This is a genomic window from candidate division WOR-3 bacterium (assembly GCA_029858255.1).
Lineage (GTDB): Bacteria > Hydrothermota > Tepidihabitantia > SM23-42 > SM23-42 > SM23-42.
This window is the reverse complement of sequence record JAOUFJ010000002.1, coordinates 128,653-146,530: the sequence shown is the minus strand read 5'-3', so window position 1 is coordinate 146,530 and position 17,878 is coordinate 128,653. Positions and strand designations below refer to the sequence as shown.

Sequence of the window (17,878 nt, the reverse complement as noted above, 5' to 3'; positions counted from 1 at the left end):
CAAGGCGTTCTTACTAGACATCTAGTTGACTTCATTGCATCTTTTGGTTATTATGAAATGGAAATGGGTAAAGGCATGAAGCGTTATTTTTTGTTGGCAATTATACTTCTATTGCTGCTTGGAACTTTTTTGACACTCGGCTTGATTAGTGGCCGAAGGATAATGCTCGATCTGATCAAAGAACAGGCACGTTCCTTCCTCTCGGTTATTGCCTCGACCCAGGAGAATTTGATCTTTGCAGAAGCCCGCCTGGAGGATGAACTCATCAATAAGTTGATCGGCGCTTGTAGTGCGCTCGATGCCGACCTGACAACAACAAATACCGCAAATGTGAGACTGAGTTTTGGTTTTCGCTCGGTCGCGGTGTTCAGTAGGAGCACCAGAAAAATGATCATGGCTTCGGGAACGCCGTTTCTTATCAGCGATAGAATATTCGAACAAGCTGAGCCGATATCTTTTGAGTATTTTGATGTTGGGAACGAAACACTCATGCGGTTTGTTTACGTGATTACCGAACGTATATATCAGATCGAACTACCCGCTGAGGGTATCAAAGAATTTCGCACTGAATATGGTATTAATAAGATCATAAGTCAAATGGCGGCAAATCCGATGTTGAATTACCTTGTGCTTCAGGACACCGAAGGCATATTATTTGCCACGCCCAATGTTGAGACGATAAGTAGGATTGAAGATGATCCGGAGCTGGTCAAGGTTATTGAAAACAGGACTGAGACCAGCCGCATCGAGGAATTCAATGATAAGAATGTGCTTGAGTTGGTCCGCCCGTTTATCATCGAGGACGAGATGGTTGGTATCTTCAGAATTGGGATAAGCCTCGATAGCTATTATCGGCATGTTAGGAGGACAGAAGGGCAGCTTATCGCTCTGTTCGTGATCATATTCGGCGCGAGTTTTTTTCTGATTCTCTGGCTGATGAACTATCAATCTTACGCAAATATCAAAGATCTGTTCCATAAGACCCTCGGAGCAGTAGAGGATGGTGTATTGTTGATCGACCAAAAGAAGGCGATCAGTGCAGTTAACGAGATGTTCTGCACACTGTCTGCCTTCGGTGAGGATTTCCTCGTCGGTAACAACTATGACAGAGTATTCTCTGATGATCCTTTTGATATCGAAAAAGTGATGAAGGAGGGCAAGAAGATCGCCGATGAGAAGCGGGTTTTTGGCAGGGACATCCGATATGCAGCATATCCGCTATTCGATGATCGACAAAGAATTTCGGGAGCTATTACCATACTGCACGACGTTACGAAAATACGGGAGTTTGAGAGGGAGAGGGAAGAGGCAGAGCGGCTTGTTTTCCTCGGTAATCTGGTAGCGAATCTCGCTCATGAGATAAAGAACCCGTTGAACGGTCTGTCGATTGGAATACAGAGGTTGACCAAAGAATTTCCCAATGAGGACGCTGACTATATGCGCATTACGGAGAGCCTGAAGCATGAGATAGAGGTTCTTACGAAAACGGTCAATGATTTCTTGATGCTTGCAAGACCAAGGATGAGAGAAAAGACGTCGTTCAGCATTGCCGGGATTCTGAGGGATATGGAACCGTTGGTAGAGAACAATATTCGGGAGCAGAACATAGACATGAAGAAGAACGTTGAGACTGACACAAATCTTGTTGGTAGTCCGGACGATTTTAGAAGGGCTATTTTGAACATCGTGCTGAATGCCATCGACGCGGTGGGTTCGGTGAAGGACCGTAAACCAAGAATTGATATCAGTCTGACCGGGTCTCGAGGAGGAATAAGGCTCATTGTCGCTGATAACGGCATCGGTATGGACGAAGAAGAAAAAAAGCGTGTATTCAGTCCATATTATAGCACGAAGAAAAGTGGAACTGGTCTGGGCTTGTATATAGCACAAAAAATAATCAAGGATCACGGTGGTAATATCAGCATAACAAGTCATAAGAACACTGGAACTGTTTTTGAGATGACTTTCCGATCGTGACCGTGATCCAAGTGCATGTCGTCCCGACTTTGAAGGACATGTACGTCCTGTAGCATAATATCACTCCCAATTTGATAATTTGGTCAATATGTAATGCTTTAGAGCATTGACACGATGCTTTATATTGTTTATAATAAACGTACGTAAAATTTCTTTCGCACTAGTATGGATCATAGAGCGTAAGTATGCCAGGAAATGAGGTGACCATATTGATTAGAGCAAATACAAACCGCGAGAAGATACCTGTCGACGATGTGTGGCGTCGCGAGCTAAGAGAAAGCGTACGAAGTGTGGAGCATTTGGATAGACACCTTAGACTTTCTCAACGGGAAAAAAGACAGATCTCAGATGTCATTGAGAGACATCCCATGCGTATCACCCATCATTATCTTTCTCTCGTTAATCGGAATGATCCTGATGATCCGATAAGGAAGATGATCGTGCCGTCGGCCGAGGAGTTCAATCTTCTTGGACAGTATGATACAAGCGGTGAGTTGTCCAACACAAAAATGCCTGGACTTCAACACAAGTATGCGCAGACGGCACTGATACTCGCGACAAACCGCTGTGCCACCTACTGCCGTTATTGTTTCAGGAAGAGGTTGATCGGATTGGAAACTGGTGAAATACTGAAACGGTTCAATGATGCGGTAAAATATATTGAAAAGCATACTGAGATCACCAATGTCTTGATAAGCGGTGGCGATCCATTGATTCTTACCACGGATATTATTGAACGTTTCTTGCAGAAACTCTCTGCTATCGACCATCTCAATTTCATCAGGTTTGGCACAAAGATTACAGTCGCGTTGCCAGATAGGATTCTTCAGGATAAGCACCTTATTGCATTGTTCAGGTATTATGCACTACGTAAGAAGAGGATCATTGTGGTAGCGCATATAAATCACCCCCGTGAGATTTCGGAGAAGACCATAGCCGCGGTTAAGGCTCTTGAGCGTGCCTCGGTTACGGTTAGCAACCAGACCGTTCTCCTTAAAGGCGTGAACGATACACCAGACGTGCTGGCTGCCCTTCAGAAGGAATTACTGAGGGTGGGTATACAACCGTACTATGTATTCCAATGCCGACCGGTGAAGCGTGTGAAACACAACTTTCAGCTGCTACTTCACAAAGGACTGCAGGTAGTCGAGAACGCGAAGAAGATGCTAGATGGTCCAAGCAAGCGGTTCAGATACGTCATGTCTCACAGAACCGGGAAGATCGAGATATTGGGTCTTCTGGATGGCTACATGTACTTCAGATACCATCAGGCTAAGGACCCGGATAATCTGGGCAAATTCTTCAAACGCAGGCTTGTAGCGACAGCCGGCTGGCTCGACGAATTGGAATAGCCACATCAGAGATACGAAGACCTTCCTTTCAAGGGTTCGATGATTGGATACTACCGGGATAAATTGTCTGGTACTCGATTGAGACGCTGCTATGACTTGGCGCCGCCGCGCATCCGGCAGTATCTGGTGTCTGAGATGGGTTATGTAGCACGCCACATAGCACCCGGCGATAGCGTGCTTGAACTAGGGTGCGGATACGGACGTGTTCTGCAATACCTGTCGGCAAGGTCCGGAGCAATATACGGTGTAGATATATCAGTTTCGAATATTGAATATGCTCTGCGTTTCATGCAGGGGTATGGCAATTGTCACCTGGCAGTTATGGATGCAATGAGAATGGGATTTGCCGACAATTCATTTGAACATGTATTTTGTATCCAGAATGGTATCTCTGCATTTCATGTCGATGAGAAAGAACTTGTACGCGAGAGCCTCCGCGTAGTAAAAGAAAATGGAAAAATATTTTTTTCCAGTTATTCACCAAAAATATGGGCAGATCGTCTGTGTTGGTTTGAACTGCAAGCCCAAGAAGGGTTGATCGGTGAGATTGATCTCGATAAGACGCGTGACGGTCTCATCGTCTGCAAGGACGGCTTCGCAGCGACGACGGTTGTTCCCGAGCAGTTTCGTGCTATTGTGAAAGATCTGCCGGTTGGTATTCACATCGAAGAAGTCGATGAGTCGAGTCTATTTTTCGTGTTGACTCCCCGGAACACATCGTAGTAAATCGAAAATCGCACTATTTGATATTTGTTGACAGTCATAAAATGCAATGTATAATCCACCTTGTATTCGAATCGGACATTGAATCCAATCTTTTAGGTAAGGCAGATTTAGATGTGATTAGACAACATGGCATTATTTTTTATTTATGAACATATATGTGACATTTTTCATGGCTATTGGGCTTGCCCTCGATGCATTTGCCGTTGCTATTAGCAGCGGTATTGTTGCCACCCGGGTACGATTAAGGCATGCTCTAAGGATAGGTATATTCTTTGGTTTTTTTCAGGCCGGCATGCCCTTAATAGGTTGGGCGGCGGGTTCATTATTCAGGAACATCATAAGCGGCATCGATCACTGGGTTTCTTTCATTCTGCTCTGCTTCATCGGGTTACACATGATATACGAGTCCTTGCAGACTGAATCCCAGCGGTCCGGTACTAATCCACTTGATTTTCATATTCTTTTGCTCCTTTCCATTGCGACGAGTATTGATGCCCTGGCAGCGGGTGTCAGTTTAGCATTATTAGATGCGGCCATCTTACGTACTGTACTCATTATTGGCGCAGTTACCTTCTTGCTCTCTTTTATCGGATATTACCTTGGTGATAAATTGGGTATATTTTTCAAAGCTCGGATAAGGGTCGTTGGTGGTTTAATGTTAATACTGATTGGTGTGAAGATACTCATCGAACATCTCTAGTAGTCACGACAGATACCAGTAATCGAACAATAGGCATTAATATTAATGCTCGCATGGGTATAAATATTGATTGACTTAGATGGGATTCCATATAGAATATGACATGCATTATCACAGAAAAGGAGTTGTATGATTGGAAAAAGAGAAGCCAGAAGAATCGTTAATTTTGTGAAAGATAACTCAAAGGCCGATCAGGTTGAGGTGTCTATCTTGAATCATGAACAAGCCCTTACTCGTTTTGCGAACAACTATATCCATCAGAATGTCAGTGAGTCCAACAGTAGTATTTCAATTCGGGTCGTACTCGGGAAAAAGCTTGGTATTGCTTCAACTAATTCTCTCGACCTTAAGAAGATACGCGAAACCGTTGCCTGGGCTGAGAGGATCGCCCACCATCAAAGAGAAAATAAGGATTTCGTATCACTGCCAAAAGCCCCTTCAAGCAAGTACCGCGTGCTCAAATCCAGTGTGAAAAGTACTGGGTCATTTTCTGAGCGTGATCGTGCGAGAGCTGTTGGAGTGATCGTGGGCATTGCCCGACAGAATGATCTCGATGCTTTTGGTTCCGTTTCGAATGGTAGTGCAGAGATATGTGTTGGAAATTCGTTAGGTATTTTTGCCTATTCGGTCTGCGGTGATATTTTCACCAATATTGTCATGTCAACCGGTAACTCAACTGGATATGCTCAGATCGGTGCCCGTGATGTTCGAGATGTTGATTTCAAAAAACTGGCAGAAATTGCAGCAAAGAAAGCATTGCTCTCAAGAGATCCCGTGGACCTCAGTCCGGGTAGCTATACCACGATATTCGAGCCGCTTGCCGCTAGCGAGTTCATTGATTACATGTCATTTTATGCATTTAATGGTAAGATATTTCAGGAAGAGCGTTCTTATCTAACCGGAAAATTGGGTTCGAAGATCGTTGATGATAGGATTACGGTGGTCGATGATCCTTTCGCCAGGAATGGGTTTACGTTTCCTTTTGATTTTGAAGGTGTTCCAAAAAAACGTCTTGTGCTCATCGACAAAGGCGTTGCCGAAAACGTGGTCTATGACTCACTTGCGGCGTATAAAGAGAAGAAGAAATCGACCGGGCATGCACTTGGCGCGCCCAACCCGTTCGGCCCTATACCCTTGAACATCGTAATGAAGCCTGGTGGGAAAAGTGTAGATGAGATGATTCGGGAGACTGATCACGGCATATTGGTGACGCGTTTTCACTACACCAACATAATCGATCCTCACAAACTGATCTTTACCGGAATGACGAGAGATGGTACTTTTCTCATAGAGAACGGTAAACTCACAAAGGGTGTAAAGAATTTGAGATTCACCGAGAATATCATCGATGTTATGAATAGAGTACACAGTATTTCGAATCGTCCGGAATTGGTTGCGGGTGATCCGGGTTATGGACCGCGTTTCGCGACCGGCACAGTAGTCCCCGCATTGAAGGTACGTGACTTTACTTTCACAAGTGCCACAGATTTCTAAGTAAATTCCGATTCTCAGGTGGAGGAGGGTTATTGATAGTGTATGTTAGATTGCTACGCCCGCGGCAGTGGTTAAAGAATGTTTTTGTATTTGCCGGGCTCATCTTCAGTCGACACTTTTTCATTCCTGAGAGCGTTGAGAAAAGTATTATTGCTTTCATAGTTTTCTCTTTGCTGAGTAGCAGCGGATATATCATAAACGATATAATTGACTACAGAGAGGACCTGCAGCACCCAGCCAAATCAAAGCGCCCGATTGCGGCCGGCAGGATAAAGAGGTTGCCGGCGGGCGCTATTGCTATTGTGCTAATGTTCGTATCTCTCGCCGGCAGTTATTCTCTCGGCACTAATTTTTTTATTGTTTGCTGCATTTACGGTCTGCTAATGCTGGTTTATTCTTTCGGAGTGAAGCAGATAGTGATACTCGATGTATTGTTCGTGGCATTTGGATATGTCTTGAGAGCAATTGCCGGCGCGGTGGTGATAGATGTGGAAATATCGTCATGGCTACTGCTTTGTACCTTGTTGATAGCACTCTTTCTCGCGGTCGCGAAGCGACGGACAGAGATCGTTCTTCTTGGTGAAGATGCAGCAAAACATCGCAAAATATTGTCACAATATTCACTGCCACTCTTGAACCAGATGATCGCCGTTGTCACTGCTGCATGCATAGTTGCCTATTGTCTGTACACGCTCGCGCCTGAAACCGTTACCAAGTTCGGTACAAAAAACTTGATCTTTACGATACCTTTCGTGATCTACGGTATATTCAGGTATCTATACATAACATACCAGAAGCAGGAGACGGATATTCCAGAAAGGGTGCTGTTCAGCGACCTGCCTCTTCAGTTGTGTCTTGTTTCCTGGGTTCTTGCATGCGTGTTGATTATCGCGTTTGTCTGAAAATAGAGAGATTTATTTCTATTTCTAATTCACCGAACCCTTGATCAGAACGACCTTCTGTATTGTTTGGTTTCCTTCATTCTCTCCCAATAGCCAGTAAATACCTTCGGCAACGGCACGGTTTTGCTCGTCCACGCCCTGCCAGATCATACGACGATCTGGATTTTCAAAATTCTTCACCAGACGTCCGGTTACATCGTATACAGCCAGTGAAGTAAGCGCCATCCCGTCGTCGAGTTCAATGAATACGTTGTTACTGCTGGGATTCGGACGCACCTTGATTTTTTTTTGAAGGACCGGTGCCGGCATTTCACCTCCGGTCCTGCTCATCATTATATCGAATTCGGTCATTTGTCCGTCAATGATTTGCATATCATCGTAGTATACAGGGGCGTAACCGTGTTTGCGTATTTCGATATCATATATTCCTGGCTTCAATATTCTCAGGAAACGGCCATATACGGCGTCGCTCCTGCGTGGAGGCAAGTTCGGGTCGTAGTAGTTGTGGATAATGACCTCGGCAGTCAACGGCTCGCCGGTCAATGAATCGTATATGTGGCCCGTTATACCACATTCCGATACTCTTTCCAATAGATAGTATGCTCCCGGGAGATTTCTCTGACAGAGGTCATCCACCATCGATCCCGGTGGTATCGTTGTCGTGCATACCTCGATGCAGTATGTGAAAATACCGCAAACACCGTAGAGCCAGTTTCTTGCGCGGCCGTCGAGTCCCTGACCGGGCAGCGCGCTATAGTAGCCAATACCCGAGTCCCTTATTATCCGCTTGGAGATCGTATCAGCGATAGTCCTGATGAATGGAAAGTCGGGCGAGTATCCACCCTCCCAGTCCCACGGGAAGTACACTACCTCGGTCAAACCATAGCGTGCCGAGTGGTAGGTGATACAGAATGTAAAGTTGTTTGTGAACGCGAGGTCTCTTATCGCGCGTGTTTCATTTTCAGAAAAAGAGTATGGACCTATATAGAATTCCGAAGTGGGATCAGTGCTCCCGCCCTCGGTCCAGTAAAAGTCGTAATTACGATTCAGGTCAACACCGTCATATGCCAGTTCGAAGAACCCGCTATTGTTATTATCACGTTTGTTGTCACGCCAGGTAGTATCCCGCCACACAGTCTCCGGGGGAGCCATGACCACACTCTGACCATCGGGATTCATCAGTGGAACGAACCATATTTCACGATTGTCGACCCAGTAAGTGACCGTCGAATCGGTGCCGTAATTGCTGGTCAGTTCAGATATCATATACATGCAGATCTCAATGCCCAGTATCTCTTCGGCATGATGGCATCCGATATAGAGCACCGCCGGTTCGTCCTCGTCCTCGACCGGATTGTCCGATATCTTCAGTCCGAACAAAGGAACAGAATCGAATGATGAATAGCCTATGGTATCGAGCATCGTTATACCGGGATAGTTTCTGGCAATTGAGTCCAATTCATGTGCGACTTCATCACGTGTATGATAGCGTGGGTCGAGCGTCAGAAAAAAGAGCAGCCAGATCATTTAACCAGGATCACCTTAGCCCTTTCTTTGATGCCCTGGGAATCAAGAGCTATGAAGTAGATACCATTGGCAACGCGCCGTCCGATATCATCGGTTCCGTCCCAGCTAATAGATGACTGGTATGCATTAGCCGACAGCAATCCAGAGAAGTCTTTTACCATTCTCCCGGTCACATCATATATTTTCAAAGTAGCATTCTCGTGGGTCGCGTATCCTGCGTAAGGTATGGTATAATTAATGTCGGTCGAGAGTTTGAAGGGATTGGGACAAATGTTGAGACTAACAACACCGAGCATGCCGGTTTTCTGTTCTTCAACTCCTGGGGAACCGTACAAGTAGAACGTGAAGTAATCAGATTTGTGATAAGCACCGCTGTTGCAGCTAATATAAAGGACAAAACCGATCGTCGTATCTGATGGCGTGGTGCTGATCTCGACGACATATGGGTCGCCGTAGTTGGCCGCGACCGATCCCTGAGAGATCAATCCGAACTCTGCGGTGCTGTCCGTAATGCTGGCGTCGGGGTCACCAGTTCTGAGAATTGTCGTAACATTGTTTGCCGCGGCGTTGCCGCTGTTCATTAGTTGTAAGTAGATTTGTATTGTTTCGCCGGGGTCGATGATGCCGTTATTATTGCCGCCGGTCGAATCTTCGAACGAAAAGTCTACAGTATGTAGCCATATGCCTGCCGGGGTCTTCGTGGTTATCAGTAATGCACGCCCGTTCTGCAAGGGTGCCGCGTTCGGGTGGTAGCTATTGTTGTAGACGTACTGGAGGCCGCGCGTTTCGGTATGATCTTCGATGCCAACCGTATTCGAACTTGCATTCATTACCGTATCATAGAGAAAGAGGATTTCTCCGTCACCGGTCGGTGTAGTGTAGTACTGCGGATCTAGTAGTTGCACCTGGAATGTCTCTCGCTGGGTCTGGGGAACAGTACCCCAGTGTCCGATACTACGGAATTCTACTATGTAACGATGATTGGTCGTATCGTAAGCATAGTACACATCACCTGAGCCAGAATCGACCGTGGGATCTAAGTCGTCCCAGAAAGCAGCGAGCAGTCTTCTCGGACCACCGGCCGCGGGTATCTGTGTGTTAACACCAAAGCGGTGGGTCGATACTCCCATTTCGAGAAAGCCATTGGAACACATACCGACAGCATTATAGCTCAAGCCATAGAACGGAAAGGTGAATGGTAGGGAATATGTCACCGTATCGGCATCCTCATCGCTTATCTCAGGCACGATAGCCATTGTGCCGTCATACCAGTCAAATGTCGGAGCATAACCGGTCAGGGTATCAGTATCATCGTAGATATAGTAGCCGTATTCGTCTGGGCCAACCCAGGTGCCTGATGCGGTATTCGTGATGATTATAGAGAAGTTGCTTATCCATTCATTGCTTCCCGAATCTGTCATCAGGAGTCGGAGAACCGCGATGTGACCATCAGGGCAGATGTTCGATATGGCGATTGCATACGGACTGATGTTGCTGGCCGAATCCTGCGGTTGTATGTCACCATAGTAGGAAACGCTGTCGATGATCGAAACGAATTCATCGTCCGACCGTAATGTTGCACTGACACCGGTCGCTGCCATCAGACCGATGTTCGCTATCGTCGCTGTTAACAGTATGGTTTCTCCATTTTCCGGTATTCCATTATTATTGCCGAGCGAATCGTTGAGAATATGACTCTGATACTGGAGATATGCATTATCGCCGACGATTTCGATCGTCCCTTCATGCGGTATCAAATTCCGTCCGGTCACGGTTATGTCCATTTGTCCCGGATGCATGGTCGGCAGCTGCAAGACTATCTGACCGTTGTTGTCTGTAATGCCGTACGAGTATACTGTCGTATCGAGGACTGCGCATACCAGTGCCGAATCGATCGGTCCGCCGTTGCTCAGGGTGACGGTCACCAATAGAGTTTCATCCTCAGCAGCCAATGAAGGAACATGTGCTACATCGATTGACCTGGGCGTTGCCGTCCAGATATTCATTTCCGGATCACCGAGCGTCGCGAACCCCTGGTAGTCCTGCGTATCACTGTAGAGGTTGTACAGGTTCAATCTTCCGCCTTCGCAAGCTTCGCCAAACGTTCTCTGTCCATTGGTAAATATCGCGGTGAAAAAACCTCTCGCGACTGCGCTTCTTATTTGAGCGACGTGGCTTCTGACCGTCGTCGTGGCAAAATAGCCGGATGCACCGCGTGGAGTCGTTGGCGTTCCGGTCAGGAGCCAGCGCTCCGCTGTTGCCGGTGTTGAGCCGGTGCCGATGGTAGAACATGTTATAGAAAGGACGATCGGCAGCATGCTACCATTTGCAGTATTATCAGGGTTGACACCGAATGGTCCCCACCAGTTGCCAACGCCCTGGCCCCGGAACTGCACGAAGCCCACGCCGTTGTTCACTGATTGGATAACATCGTTGTAATTATCACCGAGCAAGGTGGATAACGTGTCCATTCTATTGTATCCGTTCGCCAGCATCAGGTTGTAAGCATGCCGGCTGTCGCCCCAGTAAATGTAGTCGTCAGTACCTGGCACTGGAGGATACGTAAGGCCATCTTCCGCAACGATAAGACACGCGTTGCGCATCCATGCTGTGTCACCCATGTAGGGTGTGCGTTCGTATAGTAGTATTTTGTTCACAACGGTCTGAGCCTCGGTAGTATTATGCACGGTCAATCTGCCGAGGAGTATTTCGTTATAGATATCGGTGTTCATGTTCATGTAGGGGTGATCTGAGTATGTATATGGATATGTCTGTCCCCACGGTATTAGATCCGGGGAGCCGACGAGCAGAACGAATTCCGGTCGTATCTGCCAGTTGTTGAAACCGTACGTGATGTAACTCTTTATCTGTGTCGAGGTCGTGCCGATCTCTGAGAATTTGACAACCTTTGTTCTCATACCCTTTTTGTGTTTCCACTGGGCAAGGGGTTGGATATCGTTGTAGAAATTATCGTGGGTGATAATGAGGTATTTCGCCCCGATTTCCTGTGCTTGGGCACCCAGCATCAGTATAAAAATACAAAAAATGAACTTCTTCATAGCCTTCTCCTTCTATTGGTCTGTGATTGTAAGACACTTCCTATTAGCTTTATTATACGCTGAAAACGGGTTTCAGTCAATAGGAAATAAGGCTGAAGGCGGTTAGCGGAGAATTATGGCTTTTAGGGCGTTATTAATGTCTGCTGTTTGCAGCCGTACGAAATAGATGCCGGCGGGTACTTTCCGGGCTCTGTCGTCGAGCCCTTTCCAGAAAAAGGCTTGCTGCGCATCCTCGAGCACGGTATTGTCGACCAGCGTACAGACACAACGGCCGGACACGTCGTAGATCTTGAGCGTGATCTTTTCGGCGGTCAGCCCCTGCAAATTGATGTTAAGACCGTACCGCGATGGGTTAGGATTTATGAACAATGTTGGTGTCGAGTGGCGGCTGATAAAATTCTGCTCTTCGGCTACGCCGGTAGGAGGGACGCCGAAGTAATTCATTATGGCGGTAATGAGGTCGGCCTTGGTCGATGGCGCAACAGTGTCGACCAGCCCGCTCAGTTCAAAAGAGAGCCCGACGGTACGGTTGTTTGCCGCGACGCCGCAGCCGTAGTTGCTGTTCACTTTTTTGAAGAGCAGCTGCGAACCCCCGGTCGAATCGATATAGTCGATCATGGTCGCTTCGCCTCCATAACTGAACGCCATGTTCTGGGTGAAGGTTCCAGTGCATCCGGTGACGCCGGTGAACGTGCCCATCGAATTGTATATCGCGAGGATGCCGAAGAGCGGACCGAAATCATACCCGTGGCTGACCAGCGGACTGTACCAGACATCCCCACCCTCAAGATAAGCGTTACCAGTGGTTGACGAAAGATAGTCAGCGATGTCCAATGCAGCCTGGCTTGTATCCAGTATTGTATAGGTTAGCGGATAAACCCCGGTGCAAATGAACAGTGATTTGTACAGTGACAGAATGGAGCGGGGAAAAACGGGACTGTACTCACCGAGAAATCCGAGCGAATCAAGGATTTCATGTATTAACGGTCCGCTTGAGTGATTCGGATCCGGATCCCATACCAGATAGTCCTTTTTTCCAACATATATCATAAGACTGAACGTATCCTGCTGTACGCCAGAGGTGATTTCGAGAGTCAATTCGACCAGATGCCACGTCGGGGTCTGTGGGTCAGTGACAATCACAAAGGGATCTGAAAGATTTGAGCCGACTCCGCTGTCTGGTTCGATCGTACCGAATGAGGATACTGAATCGATTACTGTTAAAAGAGTATCAAGGCTGTGTATGCGTCCGGCAACACTGTCAGCACAGGTGCTTCCCAGATTCTGCAGCTCAATTACCAGCGTATCTGTACTTCCTGGTATCGTAGCAATTGAGTGTGGGGGAAAGTAGAAATCATGAAGGATGAGCATTGGGGCGTACACTGTAGTACTCAAGTATGAATTCCAGACCGCGGTAGTAACGTCGGAGACAGCAAGTTCCAGAGAAATCTGGTGTAGGTCAGGACAATCGGCTGCGACAATGATATTGTATCCGTCGAAGGTTGAAAATGCAGAATCCATGAATGCAATATCACCGAAGTTCTTGACAGTATCTTCCAAAGAGAAAAATGGGTCTGGGGCTGTTTTGCGTAAGACTGCCATAACGCTGCGGGCCGTGTCATCACCCCAATTTCTCAACCAGACCGGGATCTCGATATCCTCACCGGGGTCGATGATCGAATCGTTATTTCCTCCGATCGAATCTTCTATGCTGAATGAGTGAAGAAGAACATAAGGACTTCCCGTGTGAAACACGGTAGCCTGGCCACTGTAGCTCAAAAGATTTCTGCCGGTTACTGTTATAACAATGGTGTCGCCTGGAACAGGTACTGTATCGATAAGATTGATATTTCCGTTATCATCTGTTCGTCCCCATTTGTAGAAGGACGAATCATTGACTGCCATCGCACAGACCAATGCTGATTCGACAGGTGTAGAGCAATACTCGACGTGTACGCTTACCGTGCAGATGCCTGCGAAGAATTGGTCGTCGTGTGTCACCTCTATTTGGCGAGGCGTTGCAGTCCATAAATTCATATCCGGGTCACCGAGGCAGGTCCAACTATGATACTCGAGCTGATTTCCGAACAGCGCATAGTAGTTCAACCGTCCAGCCTCAGCAGCCCTGCCCAGGGTTGTCAGGCTATCACAAAATATGCTATGCAGTGTTCCTTGTGCGAGCGCGCTTCGCATTTCTGCTGCCAGATATAGTGATGTGGATGTGCCATAAAAACCGACGGTTCCTTTTGGTTCCTGAGGCGTACCTGCGTTGAGCCAACGCTGTCCAATGCCCTCGATTGTTGTACATGTTGCTGATAGGATGACCGGTAATTCAAAACCATTGGACATATTTTCAGGCTCGATGTTATTAAAAGGCCAGGTCCAAACAGTTACACCTTCACCTCTGTATAGAATATACGATCTTCCGCTATTGATTGCATTGATAACGTCGGCGCTGCCGTTACCGAAGCTACGCGCGAACGAATCGATGTGAACAAATCCTGCATTGTTCATTAGGGCGTGTGCATAGTGAGCGTCAGCCCAGTAGACCGAGTCGCCAGGTATCCCTCCCATATCTTCGTTGACTATTGTAGTCCCCTTTCGGAACCACAGGGGGTCTTCTAAATACGGCGTTTTTTCGTATCCCAGCACCTTCGCCACAATCGTCTTCACATCCATGGTGTCATACACCCAGAACCGGCCGGGAATGATATCGTTACGGAAATCTCCCAGGATATTGGTGTAGTAATTATCGCTGTATACATAGACCGCGAGTGTGATTCGTGGAAACGGGATCTGGTATTTGTTGCCAACGAGGAGTAAATATTCCGGTTTTATTTCCCATGAATAATATGCATTTGCCACATAGGATCTGATCTGAGCAGAATCGCTTCCTGTCTCTGATGTTCTCACGATTTTGGCCTTGAGTCCCTTTTGTGTTTTCCACTCAGCAAGCGGTACGAGCGCGTCATAGTAGTCGTCGTGTGTTATTATAAGATAACGTGCTCCAGTACCCTGACCATAGCATACGTTTATGAATAGAATTAACAAGAGGAAAAACAAGGATACTATAGTGTGCTGCTTAGCATCCAGCATGGTGTACCTCAAATACTCCTATTATTATCTACAAATTCCTTAATCAATCAATACAATCTTTTGTGCCGTTTCGTATTCGGGAGCACTCAGCCGTACGAAGTAGACGCCGGCCGGCACTTTCCGGGCTCTGTCGTCGAGCCCTTTCCACAAAAATGCTTGCTGTGGGTCAATGGGCATGGCGTTGTCGATCAGCGTACGGATGCAGCGACCGGACACATCATATACCTTGAGCGTGATTTTCTCCGCTGGTAATCCCTGCAGGTTGATATTGAAGCCGTGGCGCGAAGGGTTAGGATTGACAAGCAGCATCGGTGTCGAGTGGCGGCTGAAATCTTGTTCTTCAACAACACCGGTAGGGGGGACGCCGAAATATTCCATGATCGCGGCGATCAGTTCGGCCTTGGTCGATGGCGCAACAGTGTCGACCAGCCCGCTCAGTTCAAAAGAGAGCCCGACGGTGCGGTTGTCTGCCGCGACGCCGCAGCCGTAGTTGCTGCCAGTTTTTTTGAAGAGCAGTTGTGAACCGCCAATCGAATCGATATAGTCGATCATGGTCGCTTCGCCCTGATAACCGAATGCCATGTTCTGGGTGAAGGTGCCGGTGCAGCCGATAACGCCGGTGAACATGCCGATCGAATTGTATACCGGGTCGATGCCGAAGAGTGGGCCGAAATCATAACCGTGGCTGACGAGCGGATTGTACCAGACATCACCACCCTCAAGATAAACATTACCACTTGCCTGCTCGATATAGTCTTCGATCTCATTGCCACTTTGACTGGTATCGATGATCAGGTAGTTTTCTGGATAGACACCTGTACAGACAAAGAGTGATTTGTAGAGCGAGAGAAGTCCGTATGGAAACGCCGTGGCATATTCACCGCTGAAACCAAGTGAAGCGAGTAATCCATCGATCGACGGGCCGCTTGAGTGGTTCATGTCCGGGTCCCAGATAAGATAATCTTTTTGTCCTACATGGATAGTGAAATCATGGTCCACCGTGTAAACGCCTACGGCAACGTTCAGTGTGATTGTCGTTGAATAACCGGTCGGGCAATTAGCCGCAGTACTGATGATAAAAGGGTCTGATGTATTGGAACCGATACTGTCGGGAAGTATCGTGGTAAAATTAACGACCGTGTCGATGATCGTCACGAGGGAATCGCTGCATGATATTCTGCCAACGGGATTTGAAGCCACGTATGAACCTGTGTTCAGCAGCTCGACGAATAATTGACTCGTAGCGCCAGAGTTTATGTATTTGACGTGCTGGTCGAAGTAATAATCGTGATATAATATTACTGGTGAATGGACGACGAACCCGAGATCCGACAGCCACGTGGTTTTCCCTGCATCGCTGATGCGCATACGCAGGTCTATTCCTTGTAGGTCGGGGCAATCTGCATCGATCACTACGTTGTAGCCATCGGGGTATATATACACAGATTCATATGGTGCGATGTTACCGAAATATTTAATAGTATCGTACAGCGTGCAAGATGCGCTGGGTGCAGTTTTCTCGATTATTGCGGAAACACCGATTGCTGTCGCATTACCCCAGTTCTTTATGCAGAAGGGTATCTCAATATCCTCACCGGGATTGGCTATACCGTCTCCGTTACCACCCAAAGAATCGAGAAGACGGAACGAGTACAGGCTCACATATGGTCCATTCAAGAAGAATACAGGGCGGCCATTATGGTATGGTTTTAGATTTCGTCCGGTCACCGTAATAAAGACCGAATCACCTGGAATATTGAGTGTGTCGATAAACTGTATGCCGCCGAGATAGTCCGTGTAACCGTAGTGATAGAATGAACTGTCTAACTTCGCCATCGCACAGACGAGCGCACCCTGGACCGGAGCCGAGCCGCTCTGGACATAAACGGTCGTCGTGCAGATCCCGGTATGGAAATACATGTTATGTCCAACGAGGATATTTCTCGGTGTGGTTGTCCACATCGACATTTCCGGATCACCAAGAAGCATCCAGCTGTGATATTCGATAAGGTCATTGAACTGCGCGTAATATTCAAGCCGTCCGGCTTCTGCTGATGCACCGAGTGATCCGGTATCACTGAACAGGCATTCGGTTGTGGCACGGCACAATGCACTCCGCATTTCCGCAGCCTCGAATAGTGAAGTGGTTGTGCCAAAGAATCCGATTATTCCCCTTGGCTGTGATTGTGTTCCGGCCAAGGTCCAGTCCCGGCCGATTCCTTCGATCGTTGCGCAGGTTGCTGAAAGGACAACGGGCATTCTGTAACCATTGTTCATCTGCCAAGAGAATATACCGGCGAATGGCCACAGCCAGTCACCGCCGCCGATCCCTCGGTATAGAATGTATGTCCGTCCTTCGTTTATGGCATTGAGTACATCCAGGCTGTCGTCGCCAAGTATATAGGAGAAAGAATCGATGTGTGCGAAATTCGCATCGAACATCTGCTGGTGAGCGAAACGCGCGTCTGCCCAGTACAAGGCAGCCGAAGACGGTTGACCTTGCTCCCATTCATTGACGATCGTTGCACCCCTTCTGAACCATAAAGAGTCGGACGACAGATCGGGATTCCTCTCATACCCAAGGATCTTGGCCACGACCGTCTTGGCTTGTATGGTGTCGGAAACCCATAGACGGCCGTGGTACAGCTCATTATGAAAATCTCCTTCGACGTTTGCATAATAGTTATCACTGTACGAAGCAAGACCCCCCGCGTGAACGAACCGTGGGAATGGCACTTGATATTTGTTACCTACAATGAGTATGTACTCTGGTCTGATTTGCCAGGTAATGTATGCGTTCACGATGTAGTTTTTTATGTCGGTCGAATCAGCGCCTGTCTCGGAGAGCGGGACTATTCTCGCCTTCATGCCCTTTTGCGTTTTCCACGTTGCCAGCGGTTGTAGGGCACTGTAGTAGCTGTCGTGTGTGATGATTAGATAGCGCGCGCCAGTTTGCTGCGCGAACATAAAGGAAGCAGATAGTGCTAAGAATACCAGCAGTACGGCGTATTTTCTAATACACGTAGCCACCTCCCATTTTGGAAC

General features: G+C 47.4%; 10 protein-coding genes. 6 read left to right on the top strand and 4 right to left on the bottom strand.

Features of this window, described 5'->3' with window-relative positions:
* Positions 1-57: 57 nt before the first annotated feature.
* The 6 genes from OEV79_01835 (at position 58) to OEV79_01810 (ending at position 7,151) form a co-directional block, all read left to right on the top strand.
* Positions 58-1,977 (top strand): ATP-binding protein, encoded by a 1,920-nt coding sequence (locus tag OEV79_01835; protein ID MDH4210174.1) that lies wholly within the window; start codon positions 58-60, stop codon positions 1,975-1,977.
* 200 nt (positions 1,978-2,177) lie between these two features.
* Positions 2,178-3,329 (top strand): KamA family radical SAM protein, encoded by a 1,152-nt coding sequence (locus tag OEV79_01830; GenBank protein MDH4210173.1) that lies wholly within the window; start codon positions 2,178-2,180, stop codon positions 3,327-3,329.
* A 39-nt stretch (positions 3,330-3,368) separates the two neighbouring features.
* Entirely contained in the window at positions 3,369-4,052 is a 684-nt protein-coding gene (locus OEV79_01825) for a class I SAM-dependent methyltransferase (protein MDH4210172.1), read from the top strand.
* A gap of 148 nt (positions 4,053-4,200) precedes the next feature.
* Positions 4,201-4,755, top strand: coding sequence for a manganese efflux pump MntP family protein (locus tag OEV79_01820; protein ID MDH4210171.1), 555 nt, complete (start codon positions 4,201-4,203; stop codon positions 4,753-4,755).
* A gap of 129 nt (positions 4,756-4,884) precedes the next feature.
* Positions 4,885-6,249 carry a TldD/PmbA family protein gene (locus OEV79_01815; protein ID MDH4210170.1) on the top strand — a complete coding sequence of 455 codons (1,365 nt, stop codon included), beginning with the start codon at positions 4,885-4,887 and terminating at the stop codon, positions 6,247-6,249.
* A 38-nt stretch (positions 6,250-6,287) separates the two neighbouring features.
* A complete protein-coding gene (locus OEV79_01810; protein MDH4210169.1) occupies positions 6,288-7,151 on the top strand; it encodes a decaprenyl-phosphate phosphoribosyltransferase in 864 nt (287 codons plus the stop codon).
* 24 nt (positions 7,152-7,175) lie between these two features.
* Here OEV79_01810 and OEV79_01805 read toward each other — a convergent pair whose 3' ends face one another.
* The 4 genes from OEV79_01805 to OEV79_01790 all read right to left on the bottom strand — a co-directional run bounded on the left by OEV79_01805 (position 7,176) and on the right by OEV79_01790 (position 17,863).
* Positions 7,176-8,678 carry a M14 family zinc carboxypeptidase gene (locus OEV79_01805; GenBank protein MDH4210168.1) on the bottom strand — a complete coding sequence of 501 codons (1,503 nt, stop codon included), beginning with the start codon at positions 8,676-8,678 and terminating at the stop codon, positions 7,176-7,178.
* The gene (locus tag OEV79_01800; protein ID MDH4210167.1) at positions 8,675-11,737 is read right to left on the bottom strand and encodes a C25 family cysteine peptidase; all 3,063 of its coding nucleotides are present in this window, start codon (positions 11,735-11,737) and stop codon (positions 8,675-8,677) included. The genes OEV79_01805 and OEV79_01800 overlap by 4 nt, the downstream gene beginning before the upstream one ends.
* Positions 11,738-11,839: 102 nt before the next feature.
* Entirely contained in the window at positions 11,840-14,833 is a 2,994-nt protein-coding gene (locus tag OEV79_01795; protein ID MDH4210166.1) for a C25 family cysteine peptidase, read from the bottom strand.
* A 39-nt stretch (positions 14,834-14,872) separates the two neighbouring features.
* The gene (locus OEV79_01790; GenBank protein ID MDH4210165.1) at positions 14,873-17,863 is read right to left on the bottom strand and encodes a C25 family cysteine peptidase; all 2,991 of its coding nucleotides are present in this window, start codon (positions 17,861-17,863) and stop codon (positions 14,873-14,875) included.
* Positions 17,864-17,878: the final 15 nt, after the last annotated feature.

Bases quoted from the DNA above. Each gene is read 5' to 3' on its own strand.
- OEV79_01835 (MDH4210174.1), top strand. From the start codon at position 58: ATGGAAATGGGTAAAGGCATGAAGCGTTATTTTTTGTTGGCAATTATA.
- OEV79_01825 (MDH4210172.1), top strand. From the start codon at position 3,369: ATGATTGGATACTACCGGGATAAATTGTCTGGTACTCGATTGAGACGC.
- OEV79_01820 (MDH4210171.1), top strand. From the start codon at position 4,201: ATGAACATATATGTGACATTTTTCATGGCTATTGGGCTTGCCCTCGAT.
- OEV79_01815 (MDH4210170.1), top strand. From the start codon at position 4,885: ATGATTGGAAAAAGAGAAGCCAGAAGAATCGTTAATTTTGTGAAAGAT.
- OEV79_01805 (MDH4210168.1), bottom strand. From the start codon at position 8,678: ATGATCTGGCTGCTCTTTTTTCTGACGCTCGACCCACGCTATCATACA.
- OEV79_01800 (MDH4210167.1), bottom strand. From the start codon at position 11,737: ATGAAGAAGTTCATTTTTTGTATTTTTATACTGATGCTGGGTGCCCAA.
- OEV79_01795 (MDH4210166.1), bottom strand. From the start codon at position 14,833: ATGCTGGATGCTAAGCAGCACACTATAGTATCCTTGTTTTTCCTCTTG.